At 72.4% G+C, this 21,590-nt stretch carries 18 protein-coding genes; 10 read left to right on the forward strand and 8 right to left on the reverse strand.

Annotated features, from left to right (window positions below; genetic code table 11):
• Positions 1–46: 46 nt before the first annotated feature.
• The gene (locus tag ACFYO9_RS25910) at positions 47–979 is read right to left on the reverse strand and encodes a Ppx/GppA phosphatase family protein (protein WP_358778456.1); all 933 of its coding nucleotides are present in this window, start codon (positions 977–979) and stop codon (positions 47–49) included.
• 71 nt (positions 980–1,050) lie between these two features.
• Between ACFYO9_RS25910 and ACFYO9_RS25915 the strand changes: the two genes are divergently transcribed.
• Complete coding sequence (locus tag ACFYO9_RS25915; RefSeq protein ID WP_358778457.1) at positions 1,051–1,992, forward strand: hypothetical protein; 942 nt, start codon at positions 1,051–1,053, stop codon at positions 1,990–1,992.
• On the opposite strand, the gene ACFYO9_RS25920 is transcribed toward ACFYO9_RS25915, so the two are convergent.
• Positions 1,985–3,766 (reverse strand): hypothetical protein, encoded by a 1,782-nt coding sequence (locus tag ACFYO9_RS25920; RefSeq protein ID WP_358778458.1) that lies wholly within the window; start codon positions 3,764–3,766, stop codon positions 1,985–1,987. The two genes, ACFYO9_RS25915 and ACFYO9_RS25920, sit on opposite strands and share 8 nt — an antisense overlap.
• Positions 3,767–3,952: 186 nt before the next feature.
• Here ACFYO9_RS25920 and radA point away from each other — a divergent pair, with 186 nt between their 5' ends.
• Positions 3,953–5,362: a DNA repair protein RadA gene (gene radA / locus ACFYO9_RS25925; RefSeq protein WP_358778459.1), complete on the forward strand. Its 1,410-nt coding sequence runs from the start codon at positions 3,953–3,955 to the stop codon at positions 5,360–5,362.
• 90 nt (positions 5,363–5,452) lie between these two features.
• Positions 5,453–6,577 carry a DNA integrity scanning diadenylate cyclase DisA gene (disA, locus tag ACFYO9_RS25930; protein ID WP_355811238.1) on the forward strand — a complete coding sequence of 375 codons (1,125 nt, stop codon included), beginning with the start codon at positions 5,453–5,455 and terminating at the stop codon, positions 6,575–6,577.
• 1,035 nt (positions 6,578–7,612) lie between these two features.
• On the opposite strand, the gene ACFYO9_RS25935 is transcribed toward disA, so the two are convergent.
• Positions 7,613–8,443 carry a hypothetical protein gene (locus ACFYO9_RS25935; RefSeq protein ID WP_358778460.1) on the reverse strand — a complete coding sequence of 277 codons (831 nt, stop codon included), beginning with the start codon at positions 8,441–8,443 and terminating at the stop codon, positions 7,613–7,615.
• 194 nt (positions 8,444–8,637) lie between these two features.
• Between ACFYO9_RS25935 and ACFYO9_RS25940 the strand changes: the two genes are divergently transcribed.
• Positions 8,638–9,393 (forward strand): phosphatase PAP2 family protein, encoded by a 756-nt coding sequence (locus ACFYO9_RS25940; RefSeq protein ID WP_358778461.1) that lies wholly within the window; start codon positions 8,638–8,640, stop codon positions 9,391–9,393.
• A gap of 15 nt (positions 9,394–9,408) precedes the next feature.
• Here the strand turns inward: ACFYO9_RS25940 and ACFYO9_RS25945 are convergent, their stop codons facing one another.
• Together ACFYO9_RS25945 and ACFYO9_RS25950 are read right to left on the reverse strand one after the other, a co-directional pair.
• Entirely contained in the window at positions 9,409–10,035 is a 627-nt protein-coding gene (locus tag ACFYO9_RS25945) for a response regulator (protein ID WP_388666651.1), read from the reverse strand.
• A gap of 58 nt (positions 10,036–10,093) precedes the next feature.
• On the reverse strand, positions 10,094–11,767 hold the full coding sequence (locus tag ACFYO9_RS25950) for a histidine kinase (RefSeq protein WP_358778463.1): 1,674 nt from the start codon (positions 11,765–11,767) through the stop codon (positions 10,094–10,096).
• A gap of 943 nt (positions 11,768–12,710) precedes the next feature.
• Here ACFYO9_RS25950 and ACFYO9_RS25955 point away from each other — a divergent pair.
• The 5 genes from ACFYO9_RS25955 to cseC all read left to right on the forward strand — a co-directional run bounded on the left by ACFYO9_RS25955 (position 12,711) and on the right by cseC (position 17,290).
• Entirely contained in the window at positions 12,711–13,703 is a 993-nt protein-coding gene (locus ACFYO9_RS25955; protein ID WP_358778464.1) for an A/G-specific adenine glycosylase, read from the forward strand.
• Positions 13,704–13,853: 150 nt separating this feature from the next.
• Complete coding sequence (locus tag ACFYO9_RS25960; RefSeq protein ID WP_358778465.1) at positions 13,854–14,393, forward strand: SigE family RNA polymerase sigma factor; 540 nt, start codon at positions 13,854–13,856, stop codon at positions 14,391–14,393.
• A gap of 41 nt (positions 14,394–14,434) precedes the next feature.
• Positions 14,435–15,022: a hypothetical protein gene (locus ACFYO9_RS25965; protein ID WP_355811409.1), complete on the forward strand. Its 588-nt coding sequence runs from the start codon at positions 14,435–14,437 to the stop codon at positions 15,020–15,022.
• Between the two features lie 80 nt (positions 15,023–15,102).
• Positions 15,103–15,816 carry a two-component system response regulator CseB gene (gene cseB / locus ACFYO9_RS25970; RefSeq protein ID WP_355811225.1) on the forward strand — a complete coding sequence of 238 codons (714 nt, stop codon included), beginning with the start codon at positions 15,103–15,105 and terminating at the stop codon, positions 15,814–15,816.
• Between the two features lie 100 nt (positions 15,817–15,916).
• Positions 15,917–17,290: a two-component system sensor histidine kinase CseC gene (cseC, locus tag ACFYO9_RS25975; RefSeq protein ID WP_358778466.1), complete on the forward strand. Its 1,374-nt coding sequence runs from the start codon at positions 15,917–15,919 to the stop codon at positions 17,288–17,290.
• 82 nt (positions 17,291–17,372) lie between these two features.
• On the opposite strand, the gene ACFYO9_RS25980 is transcribed toward cseC, so the two are convergent.
• On the reverse strand, positions 17,373–19,094 hold the full coding sequence (locus ACFYO9_RS25980) for an MDR family MFS transporter (RefSeq protein ID WP_358709813.1): 1,722 nt from the start codon (positions 19,092–19,094) through the stop codon (positions 17,373–17,375).
• 169 nt (positions 19,095–19,263) lie between these two features.
• On the opposite strand from ACFYO9_RS25980, the gene ACFYO9_RS25985 reads away from it, so the two are divergent.
• Positions 19,264–19,857: a helix-turn-helix domain-containing protein gene (locus tag ACFYO9_RS25985; RefSeq protein ID WP_358778467.1), complete on the forward strand. Its 594-nt coding sequence runs from the start codon at positions 19,264–19,266 to the stop codon at positions 19,855–19,857.
• Positions 19,858–19,882: 25 nt separating this feature from the next.
• Here ACFYO9_RS25985 and ACFYO9_RS25990 read toward each other — a convergent pair whose 3' ends face one another.
• Positions 19,883–20,554: a M23 family metallopeptidase gene (locus tag ACFYO9_RS25990; RefSeq protein ID WP_355811214.1), complete on the reverse strand. Its 672-nt coding sequence runs from the start codon at positions 20,552–20,554 to the stop codon at positions 19,883–19,885.
• 529 nt (positions 20,555–21,083) lie between these two features.
• The gene (locus tag ACFYO9_RS25995; RefSeq protein WP_358778468.1) at positions 21,084–21,503 is read right to left on the reverse strand and encodes an ATP-binding protein; all 420 of its coding nucleotides are present in this window, start codon (positions 21,501–21,503) and stop codon (positions 21,084–21,086) included.
• Between the last annotated feature and the right edge of the window lie 87 nt (positions 21,504–21,590).

A 21,590-nucleotide genomic window follows, 5' to 3' on the forward strand; every position in this document is an offset into this window, starting at 1 on the left:
GTCCTTCCGCCCGGCTCGGGCACGGTCTCGCCGCTCCGGTCCTGCCTCACGGCGCGGGGAGGTGGTCGAGCCTGCGCAGGATCACGCCCTCGCGCAGCGCCCACGGGCAGATCTCCACCGTCTCGACCCCGAAGAGGTCCATCGCGCCCTCCGCGACGAGCGCCCCCGCGAGGAGCTGTCCCGCCCGCCCCTCGGAGACGCCGGGGAGCTCCGCGCGCTCCGCCGTGGTCATGGCGGCGAGCCGCGGCACCCAGTCCTCCAGGGACTTCCGCTTCAGCTCCCGCTGTACGTAGAGGCCCTCCGCCGACCGCGCGGCGCCCGCGAGCCGGGCGAGCTGCTTGAACGTCTTCGACGTCGCCACGATGTGGTCGGGCGCGCCGAAGCGGCTGAACTCCCCGACCGTACGGGCGATCTGGGCCCGCACATGGCGTCGCAGCGCCTTCACGTCGGAGGGGTCCGGCGGGTCGGTGCCCAGCCAGGCGGCGGTGAGCCGGCCCGCGCCGAGCGGCAGGCTGGCCGCCGCGTCGGGCACCTCGTCCAGGCCGAACGCGATCTCCAGGGAGCCGCCGCCGATGTCGAGGACGAGCAGCTTGCCCGCGGACCAGCCGAACCAGCGCCGGGCGGCGAGGAAGGTCAGCCGGGCCTCCTCCTCGCCGGACAGGACCTGCAGGTCGACGCCGGTCTCGTCCTTGACGCGCCCGAGCACCGCGTCGGCGTTGGTCGCCTCGCGCACGGCGGAGGTGGCGAACGGCAGCACCTCCTCCACGCCCTTGTCCTCGGCGGCCTCCACCGCCTCGCGGACGACGGTCACCAGGCGGTCCACGCCGTCGGGGCCGATCGCCCCCGCGGGGTCGAGGAGTTGGGCCAGGCGCAGGTCGGCCTTGTGCGAGTGCGCGGGCAGCGGACGCGCACCGGGGTGGGCGTCGACCACGAGCAGATGCACCGTGTTCGACCCCACGTCGAGGACACCGAGTCTCATGTACGGAACGCTACGCCGCGCGGCGTGATCGTCTGGCCCCGGGCGCCCGCCCGCACGCATACCCTGGAGATGTGCCAAAGACGAAAAAGGCGAAGACCGACAAATCGAAGTCGGGGAAGCCGTCGACCAAGCAGGCCGCGTCGGAGAAGACGACGAAGCAGGGAAAGCCACAGAAGGCGGAGAAGCCGGGCAAGTCGGGAACACCGGCCAAGCTGCCCAAGCAGGGCAAGTCCGGCGCCCCGGAGCCGGACGAGAAGGGGCTCGACTTCGCCCGCGCCTGGGTGGAGTTCCCGGATCCGGCGGACGACGAGCAGGTCTTCCGCTGCGATCTGACCTGGCTGACCTCCCGCTGGAACTGCATCTTCGGGAGCGGCTGCCAGGGCATCCAGGCGGGCCGCGCCGACGACGGCTGCTGCACCCTGGGCGCCCACTTCTCGGACGAGGACGACGAGAAGCGCGTCGCCGGGTACGTGGAGCGGCTGACGCCCGACATCTGGCAGCACCACGACGTGGGCCGGGAGACCGGCTGGGTCTCCACGGACGACGACGGCGACCGCCAGACCCGTCCGTACAAGGGTTCGTGCATCTTCCAGAACCGCCCCGGATTCGCGGGCGGCGCGGGCTGCTCGCTGCACATCCTGGCGCTCAAGGAGGGCCGTGAGCCGCTGGAGACGAAGCCGGACGTCTGCTGGCAGCTGCCGGTGCGGCGGACGTACGAGTGGATCGACCGGCCCGACGACACGCGCGTCCTGCAGGTGTCGATCGGTGAGTACGACCGGCGGGGCTGGGGCCCCGGCGGCCACGACCTGCACTGGTGGTGCACGTCGGCGACGTCGGCGCACGGCGCGGGCGATCCGGTCTACGTCTCCTACCGCCCCGAGCTGATCGAGCTGATGGGCAAGGAGGGGTACGACCGGCTGGTGGCGCTGTGCGAGGAGCGGCTCGCGGCGCAGCTGCCGATGCTGGCCCCGCATCCGGCGGACCCGTCGACGGTGGGGCGTCCGGTCAGCTAGGGCTCGGGTCCCCGCTGCCGGGTGGCGGGGTCGAGTCGCCGGGGCCCGGGTCCGACGGGCTGGGCGTCGGGTCGGTGGGCGCCGGGGTCGGGCCGGGGTCGGAGGGCCCCGGGTCGGACGGGCCGGGGGCCGAGGGGCCCGGGTCCGACGGGTGGGGGTGCGAGGGGCCCGGGTCGGTGGGCCGGGGCGTCGGCCGCGGGCCCGGATGGTGCGGCGGGCGCCGGTCCCCGTGCCCGTCGATCGAGATGACCGCCCCGGAGGGGGTGACGGCGACCCGCGCGTGCCAGCGCCCGGCGGGCTCGCGGGAGTGGTCCACGTACACCTGGAGGGTGATGGACTCGCCCGGTGCGAGCGTCCCCGAGGAGCGGCTCAGATAGAGCCAGTACGCGCCCTCGCTCGCCGACCAGCGCACCGGTGAACCCCCGGACGCCGTCAGCGTGATGAGGGTGGTGTCGCCGCTCGGCCGGGCCGCGACGGTGAGGCGCCCGGGGCCGGTCGAGGAGTGCGAGGGCGAGCCGCCGCTGATGACCTCCACGGAGACGTCGGGCGAGTGGCTGCCCGCGGTGAAGCGCGGTTCGGGGCCCTTGCGGGCGTTGCCCGCGTTCTCGTAGTCGTCCCGCGCGTGGTCGCTGCCGCCAGGACCGTCCTCGCTCGCGGTGACCGAACGGCCGTCGTGGCCCTCGCCGGTGAGCGGCGCGCCCCGGTAGGCGGACCAGAGGGCGAGCACCGGGGCGGCCACCACGGTGGCGACGACGGTGGTGGTGACGGCACGCGCGCGCAGCCGGTCGCGGCGGGCGGCGTGGTCCTTGGGGTCCATCGGGAAGCCGCGCCGGTCGTAGCGGGGACCGCCGCCGCGCGCGCGGGGGGCGTGCGCCATCGCCAGGTGCAGGGCGGTGCGGGGCGCCTCGACGACGGGGAGCGCGGCCGGGCTGACGGCGGTGCCGGGCCAGGCGCTGGAACCGGCGCGCTCGGCGGTGCGGCGGCAGTGCGGGCAGTCGTCGACGTGCCGGACGAGTTCGCGGCGCAGCGCGGTGCCGAGCAGCAGCTGGTTGTCGCCGGTGAGGCGGGCCACGATGGGGCAGCTGCCGGTCTCCACGACGGCGAGGGCGGCGCGGGTGCGCTCGACCTCGCAGGCGGCGGAGGCGAGCAGGCCGCGCGCCTTGGTGAGGTCCATGCCGAGCACGGCGGCGACCTCGGCCGGGGTGAGCTGGTGCCGCACGGCCAGTTCGAGGGCCTCGCGCTGTTCGGGGGTGGTTCCTGCGGCCTCCGGCCAGGCGAGCTGGGCGAGTTCGCGGCGCCGCTGCCGTGCCGTTTCTTCGGATGCCGGGGGGTGGGGGGCGGGGTGGCCTGTGTTGCCGGGGTCGCCGGCGGTCTTGGCGTCGGCGGCGCTCTTGGGGTCGCTGCTCTTGGCGTCACTGCCGGAACCACCCTGCGCGTGCCGGCCCTCCCGGCTGCGTTTGGCCTCGGCCAGCCGGCGCAGGCAGACCCAGCGGGCGAGCGCGTAGAGCCAGGCCTTGAGGTCCTTGGCGGCCTCGGGGCCGCGGGTGCCGCGGCGCTCGGCGAGGTGGAGCACGTCCCCCAGGGCCGCGGTCGCCGCGTCGTGATCGCAGAGTACGGAGAGGCAGTACGTGAACAGGCCGTCCAGATACGGCTCGTAGCGCACGGGCGGCGCGGTCCGGGGCGCCGGACGGGGCACCACGCGCTTGCGCGCGTCACGGTGCGCCCGGTGTGCGCCGGTTGCGTTCGTGGAAGTTTCCGGACTGCTGCTCATCACCCGTGCGAAGTTAGGCGGATGATGCAGCCGCGTTCCTCCCTCTTGCTCTCTTTTAATCCTTACGGGTGAACAGATCCCTCAAAAGGGGACAGGAACTCCCGATTCCGTGGCCTGTGCTCCTACGCGGGGCGAGCGCGCGTCGCGGAGCCGGCCGGGTTGTCAGTGGGCTCGGTTACGGTTTCGAGCATGGCTGCCCGTACGAAATCCGCCAAGGACCGTCCGTCCTACCGCTGCACCGAATGCGGTTGGCAGACGGCCAAGTGGCTCGGCCGCTGCCCCGAGTGCCAGGCCTGGGGGACGGTCGAGGAGTACGGCGCGCCCGCGGTCCGCACCACCGCCCCCGGCCGGGTCACCTCGTCCGCCGTGCCGATCGGCGAGGTCGACGGCCGCCAGGCCACCGCGCGCACGACCTCCGTGCCCGAGCTCGACCGGGTGCTCGGCGGCGGCCTCGTGCCCGGCGCCGTCGTGCTCCTCGCGGGCGAGCCGGGCGTCGGCAAGTCCACGCTGCTCCTGGACGTCGCGGCCAAGGCGGCCAGCGAGACGCATCGCACGCTCTATGTGACCGGTGAGGAGTCCGCGAGCCAGGTCCGGCTGCGCGCCGACCGCATCGGCGCCATCGACGACCACCTGTATCTCGCGGCGGAGACCGATCTGTCCGCCGTCCTCGGGCACTTGGACGCGGTCAAGCCCTCGCTCCTGGTCCTCGACTCGGTCCAGACGGTCGCCTCGCCCGAGATCGACGGGGCGCCCGGCGGCATGGCGCAGGTCCGCGAGGTGGCCGGCGCGCTGATCCGCGCCTCCAAGGAGCGCGGCATGGCCACCCTCCTGGTCGGTCACGTCACCAAGGACGGCGCGATCGCGGGCCCCCGCCTCCTGGAGCATCTCGTCGACGTGGTCCTCCAGTTCGAGGGCGACCGGCACGCGCGCCTGCGCCTCGTCCGCGGCGTCAAGAACCGGTACGGGACGACGGACGAGGTCGGCTGCTTCGAACTGCACGACGAGGGCATCACCGGACTCGCCGACCCCAGCGGCCTCTTCCTCACCCGCCGCGCCGAGCCCGTCCCCGGCACCTGTCTGACCGTGACCCTGGAGGGCCGCAGGCCGCTGGTCGCCGAAGTCCAGGCGCTGACCGTCGACTCGCAGATCCCGAGCCCGCGCCGCACCACCTCCGGTCTGGAGACCTCCCGCGTCTCGATGATGCTCGCCGTCCTGGAGCAGCGCGGCAGGATCACGGCCCTCGGCAAGCGCGACATCTACAGCGCGACGGTCGGCGGCGTGCGGCTGACCGAGCCCGCCGCGGACCTCGCCGTGGCCCTCGCGCTGGCGAGTGCGGCGAGCGACACCCCGCTGCCGAAGAATCTCGTGGCGATCGGCGAGGTGGGCCTGGCGGGCGAGGTCAGACGGGTCACGGGCGTGCAGCGCAGACTGGCCGAGGCGCACCGTCTGGGCTTCACCCACGCCCTCGTACCGGCCGATCCCGGCAGGATCCCCGCCGGTATGAAGGTCATGGAAGTCGCCGACATGGGGGACGCCCTGCGTGTCCTTCCGAGGTCCCGTCGCCGAGAGGCCCCACGGGAGGACGAAGAGCGCCGGTAGACTTTGCCCTGGTCTCGCCCATCCGTACGAAGCTCCGTACGCGACACGGTGCCGGCAGAGGCTCGGACAACCTGCGACCGAGGGAGTGCAGTGGCAGCCAACGACCGGGGAGCGGTTCCCGGCAAGCCGGGTTCCAGTTCCGGCGCCGATGTGCTGATGCGCGCCTCTCTGAGCGCCGTCGCACCCGGCCAGGCACTCCGTGACGGCCTTGAGCGCATCCTGCGCGGCAACACCGGCGGTCTGATCGTCCTCGGCTGGGACAAGACGGTCGAGTCGATGTGCACGGGCGGCTTCATCCTGGACGTGGAGTTCACGGCGACGCGCCTGCGTGAGCTGTGCAAGCTCGACGGCGGCATCGTCCTGGACAAGGACATCACCAAGATCCTGCGGGCCGGCGTGCAGCTGGTGCCGGACCCGACGATCCCCACGGAGGAGACCGGCACGCGGCACCGCACGGCGGACCGCGTGAGCAAGCAGGTCGGCTTCCCGGTCGTCTCCGTCTCCCAGTCGATGCGGCTGATCGCGTTGTACGTGGACGGGCAGCGCCGCGTCCTGGAGGACTCGGCGGCGATCCTCTCCCGCGCCAACCAGGCGCTGGCCACCCTGGAGCGGTACAAGCTCCGCCTCGACGAGGTCGCGGGCACGCTCTCCGCGCTGGAGATCGAGGACCTGGTGACGGTGCGGGACGTCACGGCGGTCGCGCAGCGCCTGGAGATGGTGCGGCGCATCGCCACGGAGATCGCCGAGTACGTGGTGGAGCTCGGCACGGACGGGCGGCTTCTCGCCCTGCAGCTGGACGAGTTGATCGCGGGCGTCGAGCCGGAGCGGGAGCTGGTCGTCAGGGACTACGTGCCCGAGCCGACGGCCAAGCGGTCGCGCACGGTCGACGAGGCGCTCGCGGAGCTGGACTCCCTCACGCACGCGGAGCTCCTCGAACTGCCCACGGTGGCGCGTGCGCTGGGCTACACGGGCTCGCCGGAGGCGCTGGACTCCGCGGTGTCCCCGCGGGGCTTCCGCCTCCTCGCCAAGGTCCCCCGGCTCCCCGGCGCGATCATCGACCGCCTGGTCGAGCACTTCGGCGGCCTGCAGAAGCTGCTCGCCGCCAGCGTGGACGACCTCCAGACGGTGGACGGCGTCGGCGAGGCGCGGGCGCGGAGCGTACGGGAGGGGCTTTCGCGGTTGGCGGAGTCTTCGATCTTGGAGCGTTACGTCTAGTCGCTGGGCCGGGGCGTTGAGGGGTGCCGGGCGGTGACGTTGGTGGGCCGGTGCTTTTTGGGGGTTGCCGGGGCCGTCCGGGGTTTTGCGGAGTGTGGCGGTTCCGGGCCGGCAGTAAAGGGCGCTCCGCTGCGCTACGCGTCGGCTTCGCCGATTCCGCTGCGCTCCACCCTTGACTCCCGTCCCTCCACCGCAGCTTGACCATTGACCCGGACGGCCAGGGGTGGGGCCGACGGGAACGGGGGGTTGGGTCATCACCTTTCGCTGCCGGGTGCGGCCCGGCCCAACGCGAGTGCACGCCACGGTTGGGGTGGGGCCCATCGGCTTGCCTCGACGCTCGGGCCACCGGCCACCGGCCACTGGGTATTGCCGACCGGCAGCCCCGCCCCTCTCCGTCACCTACTTTGGGAAAGTTGCGAAGTGAGGTGCCGCGCGCCCCCTTCCACACCCGAGCGCCCCCAGAAGAACTCCCCACTCCCGAGCTCGGACGGGGCGCGTTGGTGATGTGAGGGGGGCGCGCGGCGGACCCATTCGCAACTTTCCCGAAGTAGGTGCCAGGGAGCCAGCCCAACCCAACCCGGCCCGGCCCGGCCCGGCCCGGCCCGAAATAGGTAGCCCCCGGACCCAACAGCACCTCGCCCCTGACACGCGCCCACGATGGGCCGGTCCGCACCCGGCAGCGAAATGGGATGACCCGAGCAGCGAAGCCGATGAGTTCCGCCCCGACCGGGACGTCGGCGTACGTTGAGACGGGCCGCACCCGGCAGCGAGACGTGACGACCCATCCCCCGGTTCCCGCCGGCCCCACCCCTGGCCGTCCGGGTCGAAGTTCAGGTCGCGGTGGAGGGACGGGAGTCAAGGGTGGAGCGCAGCGGAATCGGCGAAGCCGACGCCCGAAGGGCGCCCTTTACTGCTGGCCCGGAACCGCCACACTCCGCAAAACCCCGGACGGCCCCGGCAACCGCCAAAAGGCACCGACCCACCGAAGTCACCGCCCCCGTACGCCTGACAACGCCCCGGCCCACCCGCCCAGGGTCAGTCCTTTTCGAGGACGAATGACGCTCGGGCCGTCCCCAGCCCAGGCGCCTTCGCCTCGACCAGATACGTCCCCGCCTTCGCCGATCCCGCCGAAGGCGTCGCGCACTCCGGGGCGCTGGCCCGCCGGTCCCACCGGACCTCGTGCGTGATGCGGCCCTCTCCCGGCACCCGCAGCAGCAGGCTGCCGTTGCCGGACGGGCAGTCGGCCGAGGACCAGAACTTCTCGTCGCCGTCGGCCTGAGTGATCGTCAGGACCGTTCCCTTGCCGCCGAGATCGACCTTGCAGGCCTTGCCTCCGCTGTTCTCGGCGATCAGCTCGAACTTCGGTTTCTCGTCGACCGCGTACCGGTTCTCGATGCTGCGCACGGTCAACTTCACGACACCACTGGTGCAGTTGGGCAGCCGCGAACCGGCCGGCAGCCGGTCGGCCGAACCACCGCCGCCGCCACCGCCCTTGCCGTCGTCGGAGCCACCGGCACCGCCGGAGCCCGAACCCGCCGAGCCGCCGGAGCCACCGGAACCGCCCGAACCTCCGGAGCCCGAGCCGCTGGAACCGCCCGAACCGGAGCCGGAGCCCTCGCTCGACTCGTCCCGCCCGCCCGGGTGTTGGCTGATCGCGGGTCCGGACCCGGTGGGGCCGGGAGTGATGGACGTGGCGGGTCCGTTGCCGCCAGGACCGTCGGCGTTGTTCTTGCCGCCGCCGCCACCGGAGGTGACGACCCAGACGACAAGGAGCGCCAGCAGGCCGAATACGGACAGCAGAACGGCCCTCCGACGCCAGTAGATGGTGGAGGGAAGCGGCCCGACCGGATTGCGCAGAGATCCCACGCCCAAACCTTACGAGAGATCCGCTCCTTCTCCCGCCCCACCCGCCGCCTTGAGCGACAAAGTTTGCCGATCATCATTCCGGAATCGCGGTCCGCGCCATCCGAACCGTCCCCCACCCCTGTCCATCGTCAGGGGCTGTGACCGGACGAACGCCAGGTGTGACGATTGGGCCGCACTCCGTACCGTCCGCAATCATGGACACCATGAGCGACGACCTCTACCGCGACATCACCGACTTCGCCCACGACACACCGTCGTGGTTCCAGCACCTCGCGGAGGTGTGGACGGAGCTCGGCCTGCTGCTCTTCGGCGTGCTCTTCATCGTCGCCTGGTGGCGGGCCCGGCGCGGGGAGCCCCGCGCCCTGGCGATCGCGGTGCTCGCTCCGCTGACCACCGCGGTGGCGTATGTGTGCAGCGAGGTGGTCAAGTCCGCGATCGACGAGGAACGCCCCTGCCGGGCCGTGACCGGCGCGCTGAACCCCCTCGTCCAGTGCCCGCCGCACGGCGACTGGTCCTTCCCCAGCAACCACTCGACGATCGCGGGCGCCGCGGCCGTCGGCCTCGCGCTCGCCTGGCCGCGCATCGCGGCCCTGACGGTGCCGATGGCCGTGCTCATGGCCTTCTCGCGGGTCTTCGTCGGCGTGCACTACCCGCACGACGTGGCGGTGGGTCTGGTCTTCGGCGCGCTGATCGTCTTCGTGCTCGTGCGGATCATGACGCGGCCCGTGGCGCGGATCACTCTGGCCATGCGGGGCTCGTCGACGGGGATCGTGAAGTGGTTCGCGGGCCCGGGACCCCGGCGCGCCGCGGTGTCCGCCTCCGCCTCGACTCCCTACGCGGCGCAAGGGCAGGTTCCGCCTCATGGCGCTGCGCCGCACGAGGCGTACGACCCGGCGGCGTACGACGCGCCGACCATGAGCTTCCGTCGCGACGACATGCCCCGGCACTGAGCCGGTCGCGGCCGGTCAGGCTCCGTCCGGGACAAGCCCCGCTTCGTACGCGACGATCGCCGCCTGGACGCGGTTCTTGACCCCCAGCCGGTCGAGGACCGCGCTCACATACGCCTTCACCGTGCCTTCCACGAGGTGCAGCCGGGCCGCGATCTCCGGGTTGGACAGGCCCGCCCCGACCAGGCCGAGCACCTCGCGCTCGCGCGGGGTGAGGGCCTCGACGCGGGCGCGGGCGGTGACGCCCCGGCCGAGCCGCCGGGCGCCGACACCGTCGATGACGTGCCGGGCGACCCGGGGCGAGAGGAACGCGGCGCCGCCCGCCACCGCCCGTACACCCGCGATGAGTTCGTGCGGGTCGCCGGACTTCAGGAGGAAGCCGGTGGCCCCGCCGCTCAGGGCCCGCGCGATGTAGGCGTCCTCGGAGAAGGTCGTCAGCATCGCGACACCGGTGCCGGGCAGCGTACGGACGATCTCCTCGCCGGCGGCGAGGCCGTCGAGGCGGGGCATGCGGATGTCGAGCAGGGCGACGTCGGGCCGGTGGGCCTGCGCGAGCGCCACCGCCTCGCGACCGTCGCCGGCCTCCGCGACGACCTCGATGCCGCGGCCCGCGGAGAGGATGGCACGCACGCCGGCGCGGATCATGGCCTCGTCGTCGGCGAGCAGGACGCGGATGGTGGATTTCCCCTGGTCGCTGTTCTCGTCATTCACCGTGCGCGCTCCCTGTCCCTCTTGTTGTCTCTCTTGTTCTTCTGTTCTCGTCGGCCTCGCCCGCCGTGGGGATGACGGCCTTGTCCACGAGGGTGCCGTGGCGGGTGAAGCAGAGCCTGAAGTGGGTGACCGCGGTGAACAGTTCGCCGCTCGCGCGGTAGTACGCGCAGTCGGCGCCCGTGGGTGGCGGCGTCGGCGCCCGCTCCAGTGGCGGGTCGGAGACGGTCCGCTCCGGGAGTACGCGCTCCACTTCGGTGCGGGTCTCGCCGATGCGCAGGCGCGCGTAGTCGGCGGGGTCCAGGACGGAGTGGGTGCGGGAGTACGCGTACCAGGCGAAGGTTCCGCCGATCAGCAGCGCACCCGTGGTGACCGCGGCGCCGAAGGCGATGACCGTGCGGCGTCGGGCGTGGAGCGGGGGCGGGGTCGGGGAAGGCGGCGGGGGTGGGCCGCCGGGTGGCAGGCGGGCGGTCACGCGGAAGCCGTGGTCGTGCGGGCCGGCTTCGAAGGTGCCGCCCAGGTCCGTGACGCCGGTGCGCAGGGCGCGCAGGCCGGAGCCGCCGCCGGAGGGGGGCGGGGAACCGGGGTGGGCCGGGCGGCCGTTGGTGACGGTGACGGTTGTCGCGGGGGCGTGGCTGTCGGGGGCGTCGTGTGTCAGCGTCACCGAGACGGGGGCGCCGGGTGCGTGTTTCGCCGCGTTGGTGAGGGCTTCCTGGACCACGCGGTGGGCGGTGGCTCGGGTCAACTCGGTCCGGGCGGGGTCGCCTTGTGAGGGGAGCGGGGCGCCCTCCTCGACGTACGTGATGTCCAGGCCCGACTCCGAGGCGCGGGCCACGAGTGCGGCGACGCTCTCGCCCGCGGGGGCCAGCGGGGCCTGCTCGTCGCCGTCCTCGCGGAGCAGGCCGATGATGGCGTGCAGGCGGTCCGTGGCCTGCGAGGCGGCGGCGCGGAGGTCCGCGGCGGCCTCCCGGTGCGGGTCCGGCAGGTCGGGGGCGACCTGGAGGGCGCCCGCCCGTACGGCGATCAGACTCAGTTCGTGGCCCAGGGAGTCGTGCATGTCCTGGGCGATACGGGCGCGTTCGCGCAGCCGGGCGCGGTCGGCGACGATGCGCTGTTCGCGCTCCAGCTGGTCGGCGCGGGCCCAGCCGGCGGCGGCCAGTTCACGGCCCTGCCGCCAGTAACGGCCCGCGAGCCAGGGGAAGACGGCGCCGAAGAGCAGCGTCGCCATGAGGACGAGCCACTCCACGACCGGGTCGACGTCCCGCACGGCGATCTTGACGGTGCCGAGGAGGGCGATGCCCCCGAAGGCGAGGAGGGCGGGGCGCGCACGGTCCGCGCGGCGGCCGAGGAGCAGGGCGAAGACGGCGAAGGCGGGGCCGTAGGCGAGGGTGAAGAGGGAGGGGGCGGTGGCGAGGCCGAGGGCGGCGGGGAGGAGGAAGGCGAGGAGGGGGCGGGAGCGGGAGAGGACGGTGGCGGCGGCGAGGGCGGCCAGGCCGGTGAGTTGCTGGGCGAGGGGCCGGGGTTCGTTCAGACCGAGACGGTTCACGGTCAGGACGGGGGTGGCGAGGGCGGCCCAGAGGAGGGCGGGGCGTGTGCGGTGGCCTTTTGTGCGGGTGGTTATGTGTCCGTCCTCGGTTCGGCGGGGTCCCTCGCCTGTACGTCGTTCCACGGGGGTGACGTTACGTTTTGTGGGGCGGCCCGCGCCTCTGCCGATCGTCAGGTTCTCCGCGCGGTCGACGTCCTCGTCCTTCCGCGTCCGTGCCCTTACGGGTTGACCGTCTCCCCCTGCACCGTCCCGTTCCGGCCCGCCGCTCCGCGGCGGTCTTCCCACCCACCCACCCTTACGCACACCACCCCGCCGGCGCGGCAAGCCCAGGCTGCACGAACCCACGGGGCGGGGCCCCATCCTCGGCCGCAGACGTCGACCTCCCACCGCACCCCGCCGCTCCGCGACGGCCCCACCTCCCCCTGCACCGTCCCACCCCTGCCCCGCCGCTCCGCGGCGGTTTCCCCACCCACCCGCCCCTACCTGGCGGCCCCGGCGCGGGGCAAACGGGCGGGCGGGTGGGAGAGGCCGCCGCGGAGCGGCGGGGCGCGGTCACTCACGGGCCGGGCCACCTGACAGAGCAGAGGCCCACGGTGACGACCGCCCCTACCGAGCGGAATCGGTTCGGGGCAAACGGGTGGGCGGGTGGGAGAAGTCGCCGCGGAGCGGCGGGGCGCGGGGCAAACGAGTGGGTGGGTTGGGAGAGGCCGCCGCGGAGCGGCGGGGGGGCTCACGGGCCGGGCCACCCGACGTCGGCGGGACCACACGACGGCCCGCTCCTACCCGGCGGAATCGGCGCGGGGCAAACGGGCGGGCGGGTGGGAGAAGCCGCCGCGGAGCGGCGGGGCGCGGGCACTCACGGGTCGGGCCACCTGACGGCGGCAGAGACCCACCGTGACCACCCGCCGCGGAGCGGCGACGTACGGCCACCCCCACCCACCCGCAGGGAACACCCCCACCCGGGGCCCGAGGCCGCCCCGCCCGGCCCCCCCACCCGTAAAACCGCAAAGGCCCCCGCGTGGGCGGACCCGCACCCCACCACCCCCGTGGCAGGATCGGTGATGCCATGACTGCTCCCACGAAGCCCATGCCGAACGGCCCCGCCCCCCGACACACCACCGGCGACGCCCACGCCGCCCCCGTCGCCCCCGCCACCTCCGCCGCCGGAGACGTCCCCGCATCCGTCGGCGAGGCCCTGCACACCCCCGTCATCGCGTGGTTCGACACGCACGCCCGTGATCTGCCGTGGCGCCGCGAGGACGCCGGGCCGTGGGGCGTGATGGTCAGTGAGTTCATGCTCCAGCAGACGCCGGTGAGCCGCGTCCTGCCCGTCTACGAGCAGTGGCTCGCCCGCTGGCCCCGCCCCGCCGACCTCGCCAAGGAGGCGCCCGGGGAGGCCGTCCGCGCCTGGGGCCGGCTCGGCTATCCGCGCCGCGCCCTGCGGCTGCACGGCGCCGCCGTCGCCATAACGGAGCGGCACGGCGGTGACGTGCCCACGCAGCACGCCCAGTTGCTCGCGCTGCCCGGCATCGGGGAGTACACGGCGGCGGCCGTGGCCTCGTTCGCGTACGGGCAGCGGCACGCCGTCCTGGACACCAACGTCCGCCGGGTCTTCGCGCGGGCGGTGACCGGCGTCCAGTACCCGCCGAACGCGACGACCGCCGCCGAGCGCAAGCTCGCCCGCGCCCTGCTGCCCGAGGACGAGCGCACCGCGTCCCGGTGGGCGGCCGCCTCGATGGAGCTGGGCGCGCTCGTCTGCACCGCCAAGAACGAGAACTGCGCGCAGTGCCCGATCGCCGCGCAGTGCGCCTGGCAGACGGCGGGCAAGCCCGCGCACGAGGGCCCGGCCCGCCGCGGTCAGACGTACGCGGGGACGGACCGTCAGGTGCGGGGCAAGCTGCTCGCCGTGTTGCGCGAGGCCGTGACGCCGGTGCCGCAGGCCGCGCTCGACCGGGTGTGGGACGAGCCGGTGCAGCGGGCCCGCGCGCTGGACGGACTGGTCGCGGACGGTCTCGTGGAGCCACTGCCGGACGGCCTGTACCGTCTGCCCCTGACCTGACGCCCGCGGCTGTTACACAACCTACGTACAGCCGTGCGTCCGCCGCTGGCTGCTCCGCACAACCCCGTGACAACGCCTCCGTACCTTCATATCCGTACCGCAGAGCAGGGACAGCGGTCGGCAATGGGGACGGAACGGAGGCGGTTGGGTATGGCGCACGGCGAGGTGCTCGAGTTCGAGGAGTACGTCCGCACACGGCAGGACGCTCTGCTGCGCAGTGCCCGACGCCTGGTCCCGGACCCCGTGGACGCCCAGGACCTGCTCCAGACCGCGCTCGTGCGGACGTACGGCCGCTGGGACGGCATAGCCGACAAGCGCCTCGCGGACGCCTATCTGCGCCGCGTCATGATCAATACGCGTACGGAGTGGTGGCGGGCCCGCAAGCTCGAAGAGGTGCCCACCGAGCAGCTGCCGGACGCGAGCGTGGAAGACTCCACCGAGCAGCACGCGGACCGCGCGCTGCTGATGGACATCATGAAGGTGCTCGCTCCCAAGCAGCGCAGCGTGGTCGTGCTGCGACACTGGGAGCAGATGTCCACGGAGGAGACGGCCGCCGCCCTCGGCATGTCGGCCGGAACGGTCAAGAGCACGCTGCACCGGGCGCTCGCCCGGCTCCGCCAGGAGCTGGAGAGCCGCGACCTGGGCGCCCGCGCGCTCGAACGTGAGGAGCGGGAGAGTTGCGCGGCCTAGGCCCCCGGGTCAGAAAGAGCGTCAAGGCGGTGAGCGCGGCGATGGCCGCGGTCGCCGCCCTCGGCCTTTTGCTCTCCGCCTGCGCGACGGGCGGCTCCGGCGCCCGCGACGAGGGTCCCGCCCGCAGCGAGCCGGTGGTCTCCACGGCGCCGTCCCCGTCGTCCTCGGCCGCCGTGCCGACGAAGAAGATCGACGCGGTGCGGCTGGTGAAGAACGATCCGAAGGTCAGCCCGGTCATCAAGCGCGAGCTGAAGCCGTGCGTGGGGAAGGCCTACCCGGTCGACGTGTCGTACGGGAACCTGACCGGCGGATCGTCGTCCGATGTCGTGGTGAACGTGCTGACCTGCGGCGACGCGGTGGGCATCGGCAGCTACGTGTATCGCGCCCAGGGCGGCGGGTACGAGAATGTGTTCACGGCCGAGGAACCCGCCTCCGTCTACGCGGAGATCGACCGCGGCGACCTGGTCGTGACACAGCAGCTGTATGCGAAGGGTGACTCGGTGGCCTATCCATCCGGCGAGGAAGTGATCACGTACCGCTGGTCGTCGAACCGCTTCACCGAGCAGGGGCGTACGCGCAACGACTTCGGCAACGCGGTCGACGAACCGAGCGAACCGGCCGCGAACTGATCCCCTCCCTGACCACGAGCCCCGCACACCGCACCGCCGCACCGCCGCACCGCCGCACCGACAAGGACTGAGAGCACCCGATGGCAGAGCAGACCCACGTCCTGTTCGTCGAGGACGACGACGTCATCCGCGAAGCGACCCAGTTGGCCCTGGAGCGTGACGGCTTCGCGGTGACCGCGATGCCCGACGGACTCTCGGGTCTGGAGGCATTCCGCGCCGACCAGCCGGACATCGCCCTGCTCGACGTGATGGTGCCGGGCCTCGACGGCGTCTCGCTGTGCCGCCGCATCCGCGACGAGTCCACGGTCCCGGTCATCATGCTGTCGGCGCGTGCCGACTCCATCGACGTCGTGCTCGGCCTGGAGGCCGGCGCCGACGACTACGTGACCAAGCCGTTCGACGGTGCCGTCCTGGTCGCCCGGATCCGCGCCGTGCTGCGCCGCTTCGGCCACGCCGGCGGGACGGGCTCGGCGGCGTCCGGCCAGGAGGAGGGCGACGCGGCGGACGGCGGCGTGCTGAACTTCGGCGACCTGGAGATCGACACGGTCGGCATGGAGGTGCGCAAGGACGGCGCACCGGTGGCGCTGACGCCGACCGAGATGCGCCTGCTCCTCGAATTCTCGTCCGCGCCCGGCACGGTCCTCTCCCGCGACAAGCTCCTGGAGCGCGTGTGGGACTACGGCTGGGGCGGTGACACCCGCGTCGTCGACGTCCATGTGCAGCGGCTGCGTACGAAGGTGGGCCAGGACCGCATCGAGACGGTCCGCGGCTTCGGCTACAAACTCAAGGCGTGAACGGGCGCGTGAGCGCAACCGCCCAACTCAGCGCAACCGGCCAGTTCAGCGCAACCGACCAATTCGGCGTACTCATCGACGCACCCAGGGGACGACACATATGAACGGGGGACGCAGGGCGGTCGAACGCGTCCGTGAGCGGTTCCGGACCGGCCTGCGCCTGCGTACGGGCGTGCGCTGGAAGATCGCCGCGGCCATCGCACTGGTCGGCGCGCTCGTCGCCATCGCGCTGAGCCTGGTCGTGCACAACGCCGCACGCGTCTCGATGCTCGACAACGCCCGCGACGTGCAGGACGAGCGGATCCAGTTCGCCCTGCGGCTCTACTCCTCCGCCTCCCAGCGGCAGACCCTGCAGTTCGGCACGAAGGTCGACGACCCCGAGCTCCCGCAGGACCTGCGGCAGAAGGTCCTCAGGGGTCGCCGCGCCACCTTCGTCGAGGAGAAGACCGACGGCGTGCCCGACATCTGGGCCGCCGTGCCGCTGGCGGACGGGCACGTCCTCTCGCTGCACTCCCGGTTCACCGACCGCAGCGCCACCGTCATGAAGGACCTCGACCAGGCGCTGGTCATCGGCTCGATCACGGTCGTCTTCGGCGGCTGCGCGCTGGGCGTGCTGATCGGCGGCCAGCTGTCGCGCCGGCTGCGCAAGGCGGCGACGGCGGCGAGCGAGGTCGCCCAGGGGCAGACGGACGTGAGCGTCCGCGAGGCCATCGGCGGCGTCATGCGGGACGAGACCGACGACGTGGCGAGCGCCGTGGACGCCATGGCCGACGCCCTCAAGCAGCGTCTGGAGGCCGAGCGCCGGGTCACCGCGGACATCGCGCACGAGCTGCGCACACCCGTGACCGGGCTGCTCACGGCGGCCGAGCTGCTGCCGCCCGGCCGTCCGACCGAGCTGGTCAGGGACCGGGCGCAGGCGATGCGCACGCTCGTCGAGGACGTACTGGAGGTGGCGCGGCTCGACTCCGCCGCCGAGCGGGCCGAGCTGCAGGACATCACCCTCGGCGAGTTCGTGTCCCGGCGGATGGCGGTCCTGACCACCGATGTGACGGTGACGGTCGTGCACGAGTCGGAGGTCACCACCGACCCGCGCCGCCTGGAACGCATCCTCGGCAACCTCGTCGCCAACGCCACCAAGCACGGCAAGCCGCCCATCGAGGTCAGCGTGGAGGGCCGGGTCGTCCGGGTCCGCGACCACGGCCCCGGTTTCCCCGAGGCGCTCCTGAACGAGGGGCCGAGCCGTTTCCGTACCGGCAGCGCCGACCGGGCGGGCCACGGGCACGGCCTCGGCCTGACGATCGCGGCGGGCCAGGCACGGGTGCTCGGCGCGCGGCTCACCTTCCGCAACGTACGTCCGGCGGGGGCGTCGCCCGACGAGCCGGCCGAGGGCGCGGTGGCGGTGCTGTGGCTGCCGGAGCACGCGCCGACGAACACGGGGAGCTATCCGGTGCTGCAGCTGCCGGACAACTTCTGAGGCACTCCCCCACGATCACGACGACGGCCCCCGGCGCCGAAGCGCCGGGGGCCGTCGTCCGCCGAGGCGGGGCAGGCAGAGGTCAGACGGGTTCCGCTACCGTCGTCCCGGACGGCCGCGCGGAGTCCCCACCCGCGTTCCCGGTCGTCTTGTCCGCACCGTCGGCCGTCTTGCCGGCGCCGTCGGCCGTGGCCTCGGCGCCGTCGACCATCTTCTCCGCACCGTCGAGGGCCGCACCCTTGTCCAGGGCCACACCCTTGTCGGCGACGGCGGCCTTGTCCGCCGGTCCCGACCCCCGCAGCGGCACCTCCTTCACGAAGAGCGCGGCGAGCAGCGCGGCGACGCTGATCGCGGCGCCCAGCAGGAAGGCCGAGTGCGTACCGGCCGACACCGCGTGCTGGTACGCGTCCTGCACGACCTGCGGCAGCGCCTCGAAGCGCGGTCCGGTCAGCTGCGACGTCTCCCCGGTGGCCTGGCCGCCCGCCGACCCGGCCCGCTCGGCCATCACGTCGGCGACGCGGTTGTTGAAGAGCACGCCCATGATCGCGACGCCGAAGGAGGAGCCGAGCGTACGGAAGAGGGTGGCCGAGGACGACGCCACGCCCATGTCCTTCATCTCGACGCTGTTCTGCGCGACGAGCATCGTGATCTGCATCAGGAAGCCCATGCCGGCGCCGAGCACGGCCATGTAGAGGCCCGAGGTGAGGCGGGTCGTCTCGGTGTCCATCCGCGACAGCAGGTAGAAGCCGGTGATCATCAGGATGGTGCCGACGATCGGGAAGGCCCGGTACTTGCCGGTGGAGGTGGTGACCCGTCCCGCGACCATCGAGACGGCCATCATCGAGAGCAGCATGGGCAGCAGCAGCAGACCGGAGTTGGTCGCGGACGCGCCCTGCACGGTCTGCTGGTAGAGCGGCAGGAAGAGCATCGCGCCGAACATCACGAAGCCGGTGATGAAGCCGATCACGGCCATCAGCGAGAAGTTGCGGCTGGTGAAGATGTGCAGCGGCAGAATCGGTTCGGCGGCCTTCTTCTGTACGAAGAGGAAGCCGACGAGCGAGGCGACGCCGATGCCGATGAGCTCCATGATCACGGCGGAGCCCCAGGCGTACTCCGTACCGCCCCAGGTGGTGACCAGCACGAGCGCGCTGATCCCCACGGTGAGCAGGGCCGCGCCGAGATAGTCGATGCGTCCCTGCGCCTTCTTCTTGGGCAGGTGCAGGACGGCGGTGACCATGGCGAGCGCGACGACGCCCAGCGGCAGGTTGATGTAGAAGGCCCAGCGCCAGCCGAGGTGGTCGGTGATGGAGCCGCCGACTAGCGGGCCGCCGATCATCGCGACCGCCATGACGCCGGTCATCATGCCCATGTACTTGCCGCGCTCCCGCGGCGGCACCAGGTCACCGATGATCGCCATGACGCCGACCATCAGCCCGCCCGCGCCGAGCCCCTGGATCGCGCGGAAGCCGATGAGCTGGTTCATGTCCTGCGCCATGCCGCTGAGCGCGGATCCGGCGAGGAAGATGACTATCGCGGTGAGGAACGAGCCCTTGCGCCCGTACATGTCACCGAGCTTGCCCCAGATGGGGGTGGAGGCGGCGGTCGCCAGGGTGTAGGCGGTCACCACCCACGACAGGTGCGCCATGCCGCCGAGGTCGCCGACGATGGTCGGCATCGCGGGGCTCACGATCATGTTGTCGAGCATCGCGAGCAGCATCGTGATCATCAGCGCCATCAGGACGACGCGCACGCTGCGCGGCTGTGGCTCGGCCTTCCCCGCTCCGGCCTTGGTTTTCTCTGCCATGTTCCCCACTCCCCGTACTCCCCGCCCTGTCCTGGGCCGACTCCGGTACCGGCACCCCGGCACTTACTTGCCGCCCGGCTAGCTGTCTACACTGAGGGAAGGTAGACCCCTAACTAGCCGGGCGTCAAGTAAGTTAAATCGAAGTTCAGTGGAGTCGAGGAGCACCCCGATGGGCACGCGCACAGGCACGAACAAGCAGCAGCGCCGCGGGAACACTCGCCAACGCATTCAGGACGTTGCCCTCGAACTCTTCGCCGAGCAGGGATACGAGAAGACGTCGCTCCGGGAGATCTCGGAGCGCCTGGAGGTCACGAAGGCGGCGCTGTACTACCACTTCAAGACCAAGGAAGACATCCTGACCAGCATCTTCGATGACCTGACCAGGCCCATCGACGAGCTGATCGCCTGGGGCCACGAGCAGCCGCAGCCGGCCTCACTGGAGATTAAGACCAAGGTCCTGACCCGCTACAGCGAGATCCTGATCGACGCGGCGCCGCTCTTCCGCTTCATGCAGGAGAACCAGGCCACGATGCGCGACCTGAAGACCGGCGAGAGCTTCAAGGACCGCATGCTCGGCCTCTACGACCTCCTCAAGGACCCGGAAGCCGCGATGTCCGACCAGGTGCGCTGCTTCAGCGCGCTCTTCACGATGCACGGCGGGATGTTCGTGCTCAAGGACGTCGAAGGCGACCCCGAGGAGAAGCGCGAGGCCATCCTGGAGGTCGCCATCGATCTGGTGACACGGGCGCACACGGGCACGTAGCCACCACCCTTACGGGCCGTACGGGTCAGACCTTGACGCCCACCGAGTGGAGGAAGGCGACCGGGTCGACGGCCGAGCCGTAGTTGGGGTTGGTGCGGATCTCGAAGTGCAGGTGCGGACCGCTGGAGTTGCCGGTGTTGCCCGACTGGGCGATGTGCTGGCCGGTGCCGACGGTCTGGCCCACCCGGACGTCGATCCGGGAGAGGTGCGCGTACTGGGAGAACGTGCCGTTGCTGTGCTTGATCACGATGGCGTTGCCGTACGCGGGGCCGTCACCGGCACCGACGGGGCCGGCCTTGACGACGGTGCCGCCGTGCACGGAGGCGACCGGGGTGCCGACCGGCACGGCGAAGTCCTGGCCGGAGTGCTTGCTCGACCACATGTTGCCGCCGAGGCCGAACTTCGCGGAGAGCGTGTAGTTGCTGACCGGGTCGACCCAGGCGGCGGCCTTGGCGGCGGCGGCCTTCTTGACGTCGGCGGCCTTCTTGGCCTGCGCCTCGGCCTTCTTGGCCTGGGCGTCGGCCTGCGCCTTGACCGAGTTCACGGTGACGCCGGGCAGCGCGCCGCCGCTCTTCGCGTCCCCCGCGGCGACCGAGACCCCGCCGCCGAGGACCGCCGACGCTCCGACGCCGAGGGCGAGGACGGCCACACGGGTGCCGAGGAACGAGGAGCGGGGGGTCTGGGTGCGCTTGAGCATGAGGATGTCCTCCGGGGTGTACGACGGCGACGCCTGACGCGACGACCGAGGGGGGCATGAACGGACCCGGCGGGCGGAGGGGGCGGGTGAGAGTCACCCACGTCCCCGTGGACCGCGCTTCACCGGGTCAGCCATCCCTTGGTAACCCCCGTCCCCACGGATGCTCAAACACCCCTTCTACTACCCGGAGCCGTAGCGGCCCGGCAGTATTTAGTCCCCTTGAGCCTCTGAAATCCGGACAATTCCCCCTTGAGTGGAAAGAGGGGCGTTCGGCGGCGACGCAGGTTTACCCGCACGTCGGGCGCCCCCTCGACTCCCGGCCCCGCCGGGCGCGGGCCGACCTCACGGGGGCGCGACGGAGGTCCCGGAGGTGGCGGGCCGAAGGTCCCGGGCGCGCGCCCTTCCGGGTCGACTATTCCGTGTAGTACGTGACGTAGGTCCTGTGCGCCATGTCACCGGGGCGGGAGATCCAAGGGCGGCGATTGTGACCCCGAGCACGGATGCGGCACCCCTCTCCTCATGGTCGCGGTCACCGGTTGAGCTGGAACCACACACCCTTGCCGGCACCGGCGGGGGTGACGCCGCACAGGTCCGACAGCGCGGTCACGAGGAAGAGCCCCCGCCCGCAGTCGTCCCCGGCGAGGGCCCGCCGGGGCGCGGGCAGCCGGTCGCTCCCGTCGTAGACGGCGATCCGTACGTGCGTCTCGGCGACGGCCGCCCGAAGGTGGACGTCACCTCTGGCGTGCCGGTGCACATTGGTGACGAGCTCGGAGGTGCAGAGTGCGGCGACCTCACCGAGGTGCCCGAGCCCGAGGGTCTCCAGGGTGCCGCGCACGAAGTCCCGGCACACCTTGGCGCATTGGGCTCCGCCCGGGGTGAACAGGGTGTAGGTCTGGGGCAGTTCGGGTTCGCGCGGGACAACCGCGCAGGGATGTTCGGGTACGCCCATGAGACGCCTCCATGGCGTGCGGGTCGCTGCTTCGACGGATGGACCGACCGCGCCGGCCCGACCGCAGTGGCCTACCACCCCTCGCGG

The sequence above is a fragment of the Streptomyces sp. NPDC005863 genome, from assembly GCF_042871345.1.
Classification (GTDB): Bacteria; Actinomycetota; Actinomycetes; order Streptomycetales; family Streptomycetaceae; genus Streptomyces.

What these genes read in the sequence shown, in the direction of transcription:
- ACFYO9_RS25945 (WP_388666651.1), bottom strand. Translation starts at nt 10,035, where the DNA reads ATGATCCGCGCCGGCGTGCGTGCCATCCTCTCCGCGGGCCGCGGCATC.
- ACFYO9_RS25910 (WP_358778456.1), bottom strand. Translation starts at nt 979, where the DNA reads ATGAGACTCGGTGTCCTCGACGTGGGGTCGAACACGGTGCATCTGCTC.
- ACFYO9_RS25955 (WP_358778464.1), top strand. Translation starts at nt 12,711, where the DNA reads ATGACTGCTCCCACGAAGCCCATGCCGAACGGCCCCGCCCCCCGACAC.
- radA (WP_358778459.1), top strand. Translation starts at nt 3,953, where the DNA reads ATGGCTGCCCGTACGAAATCCGCCAAGGACCGTCCGTCCTACCGCTGC.
- ACFYO9_RS25940 (WP_358778461.1), top strand. Translation starts at nt 8,638, where the DNA reads ATGGACACCATGAGCGACGACCTCTACCGCGACATCACCGACTTCGCC.
- ACFYO9_RS25965 (WP_355811409.1), top strand. Translation starts at nt 14,435, where the DNA reads ATGGCCGCGGTCGCCGCCCTCGGCCTTTTGCTCTCCGCCTGCGCGACG.
- cseB (WP_355811225.1), top strand. Translation starts at nt 15,103, where the DNA reads ATGGCAGAGCAGACCCACGTCCTGTTCGTCGAGGACGACGACGTCATC.
- ACFYO9_RS25960 (WP_358778465.1), top strand. Translation starts at nt 13,854, where the DNA reads ATGGCGCACGGCGAGGTGCTCGAGTTCGAGGAGTACGTCCGCACACGG.
- ACFYO9_RS25980 (WP_358709813.1), bottom strand. Translation starts at nt 19,094, where the DNA reads ATGGCAGAGAAAACCAAGGCCGGAGCGGGGAAGGCCGAGCCACAGCCG.
- cseC (WP_358778466.1), top strand. Translation starts at nt 15,917, where the DNA reads ATGAACGGGGGACGCAGGGCGGTCGAACGCGTCCGTGAGCGGTTCCGG.
- ACFYO9_RS25985 (WP_358778467.1), top strand. Translation starts at nt 19,264, where the DNA reads ATGGGCACGCGCACAGGCACGAACAAGCAGCAGCGCCGCGGGAACACT.
- ACFYO9_RS25990 (WP_355811214.1), bottom strand. Translation starts at nt 20,554, where the DNA reads ATGCTCAAGCGCACCCAGACCCCCCGCTCCTCGTTCCTCGGCACCCGT.
- ACFYO9_RS25995 (WP_358778468.1), bottom strand. Translation starts at nt 21,503, where the DNA reads ATGGGCGTACCCGAACATCCCTGCGCGGTTGTCCCGCGCGAACCCGAA.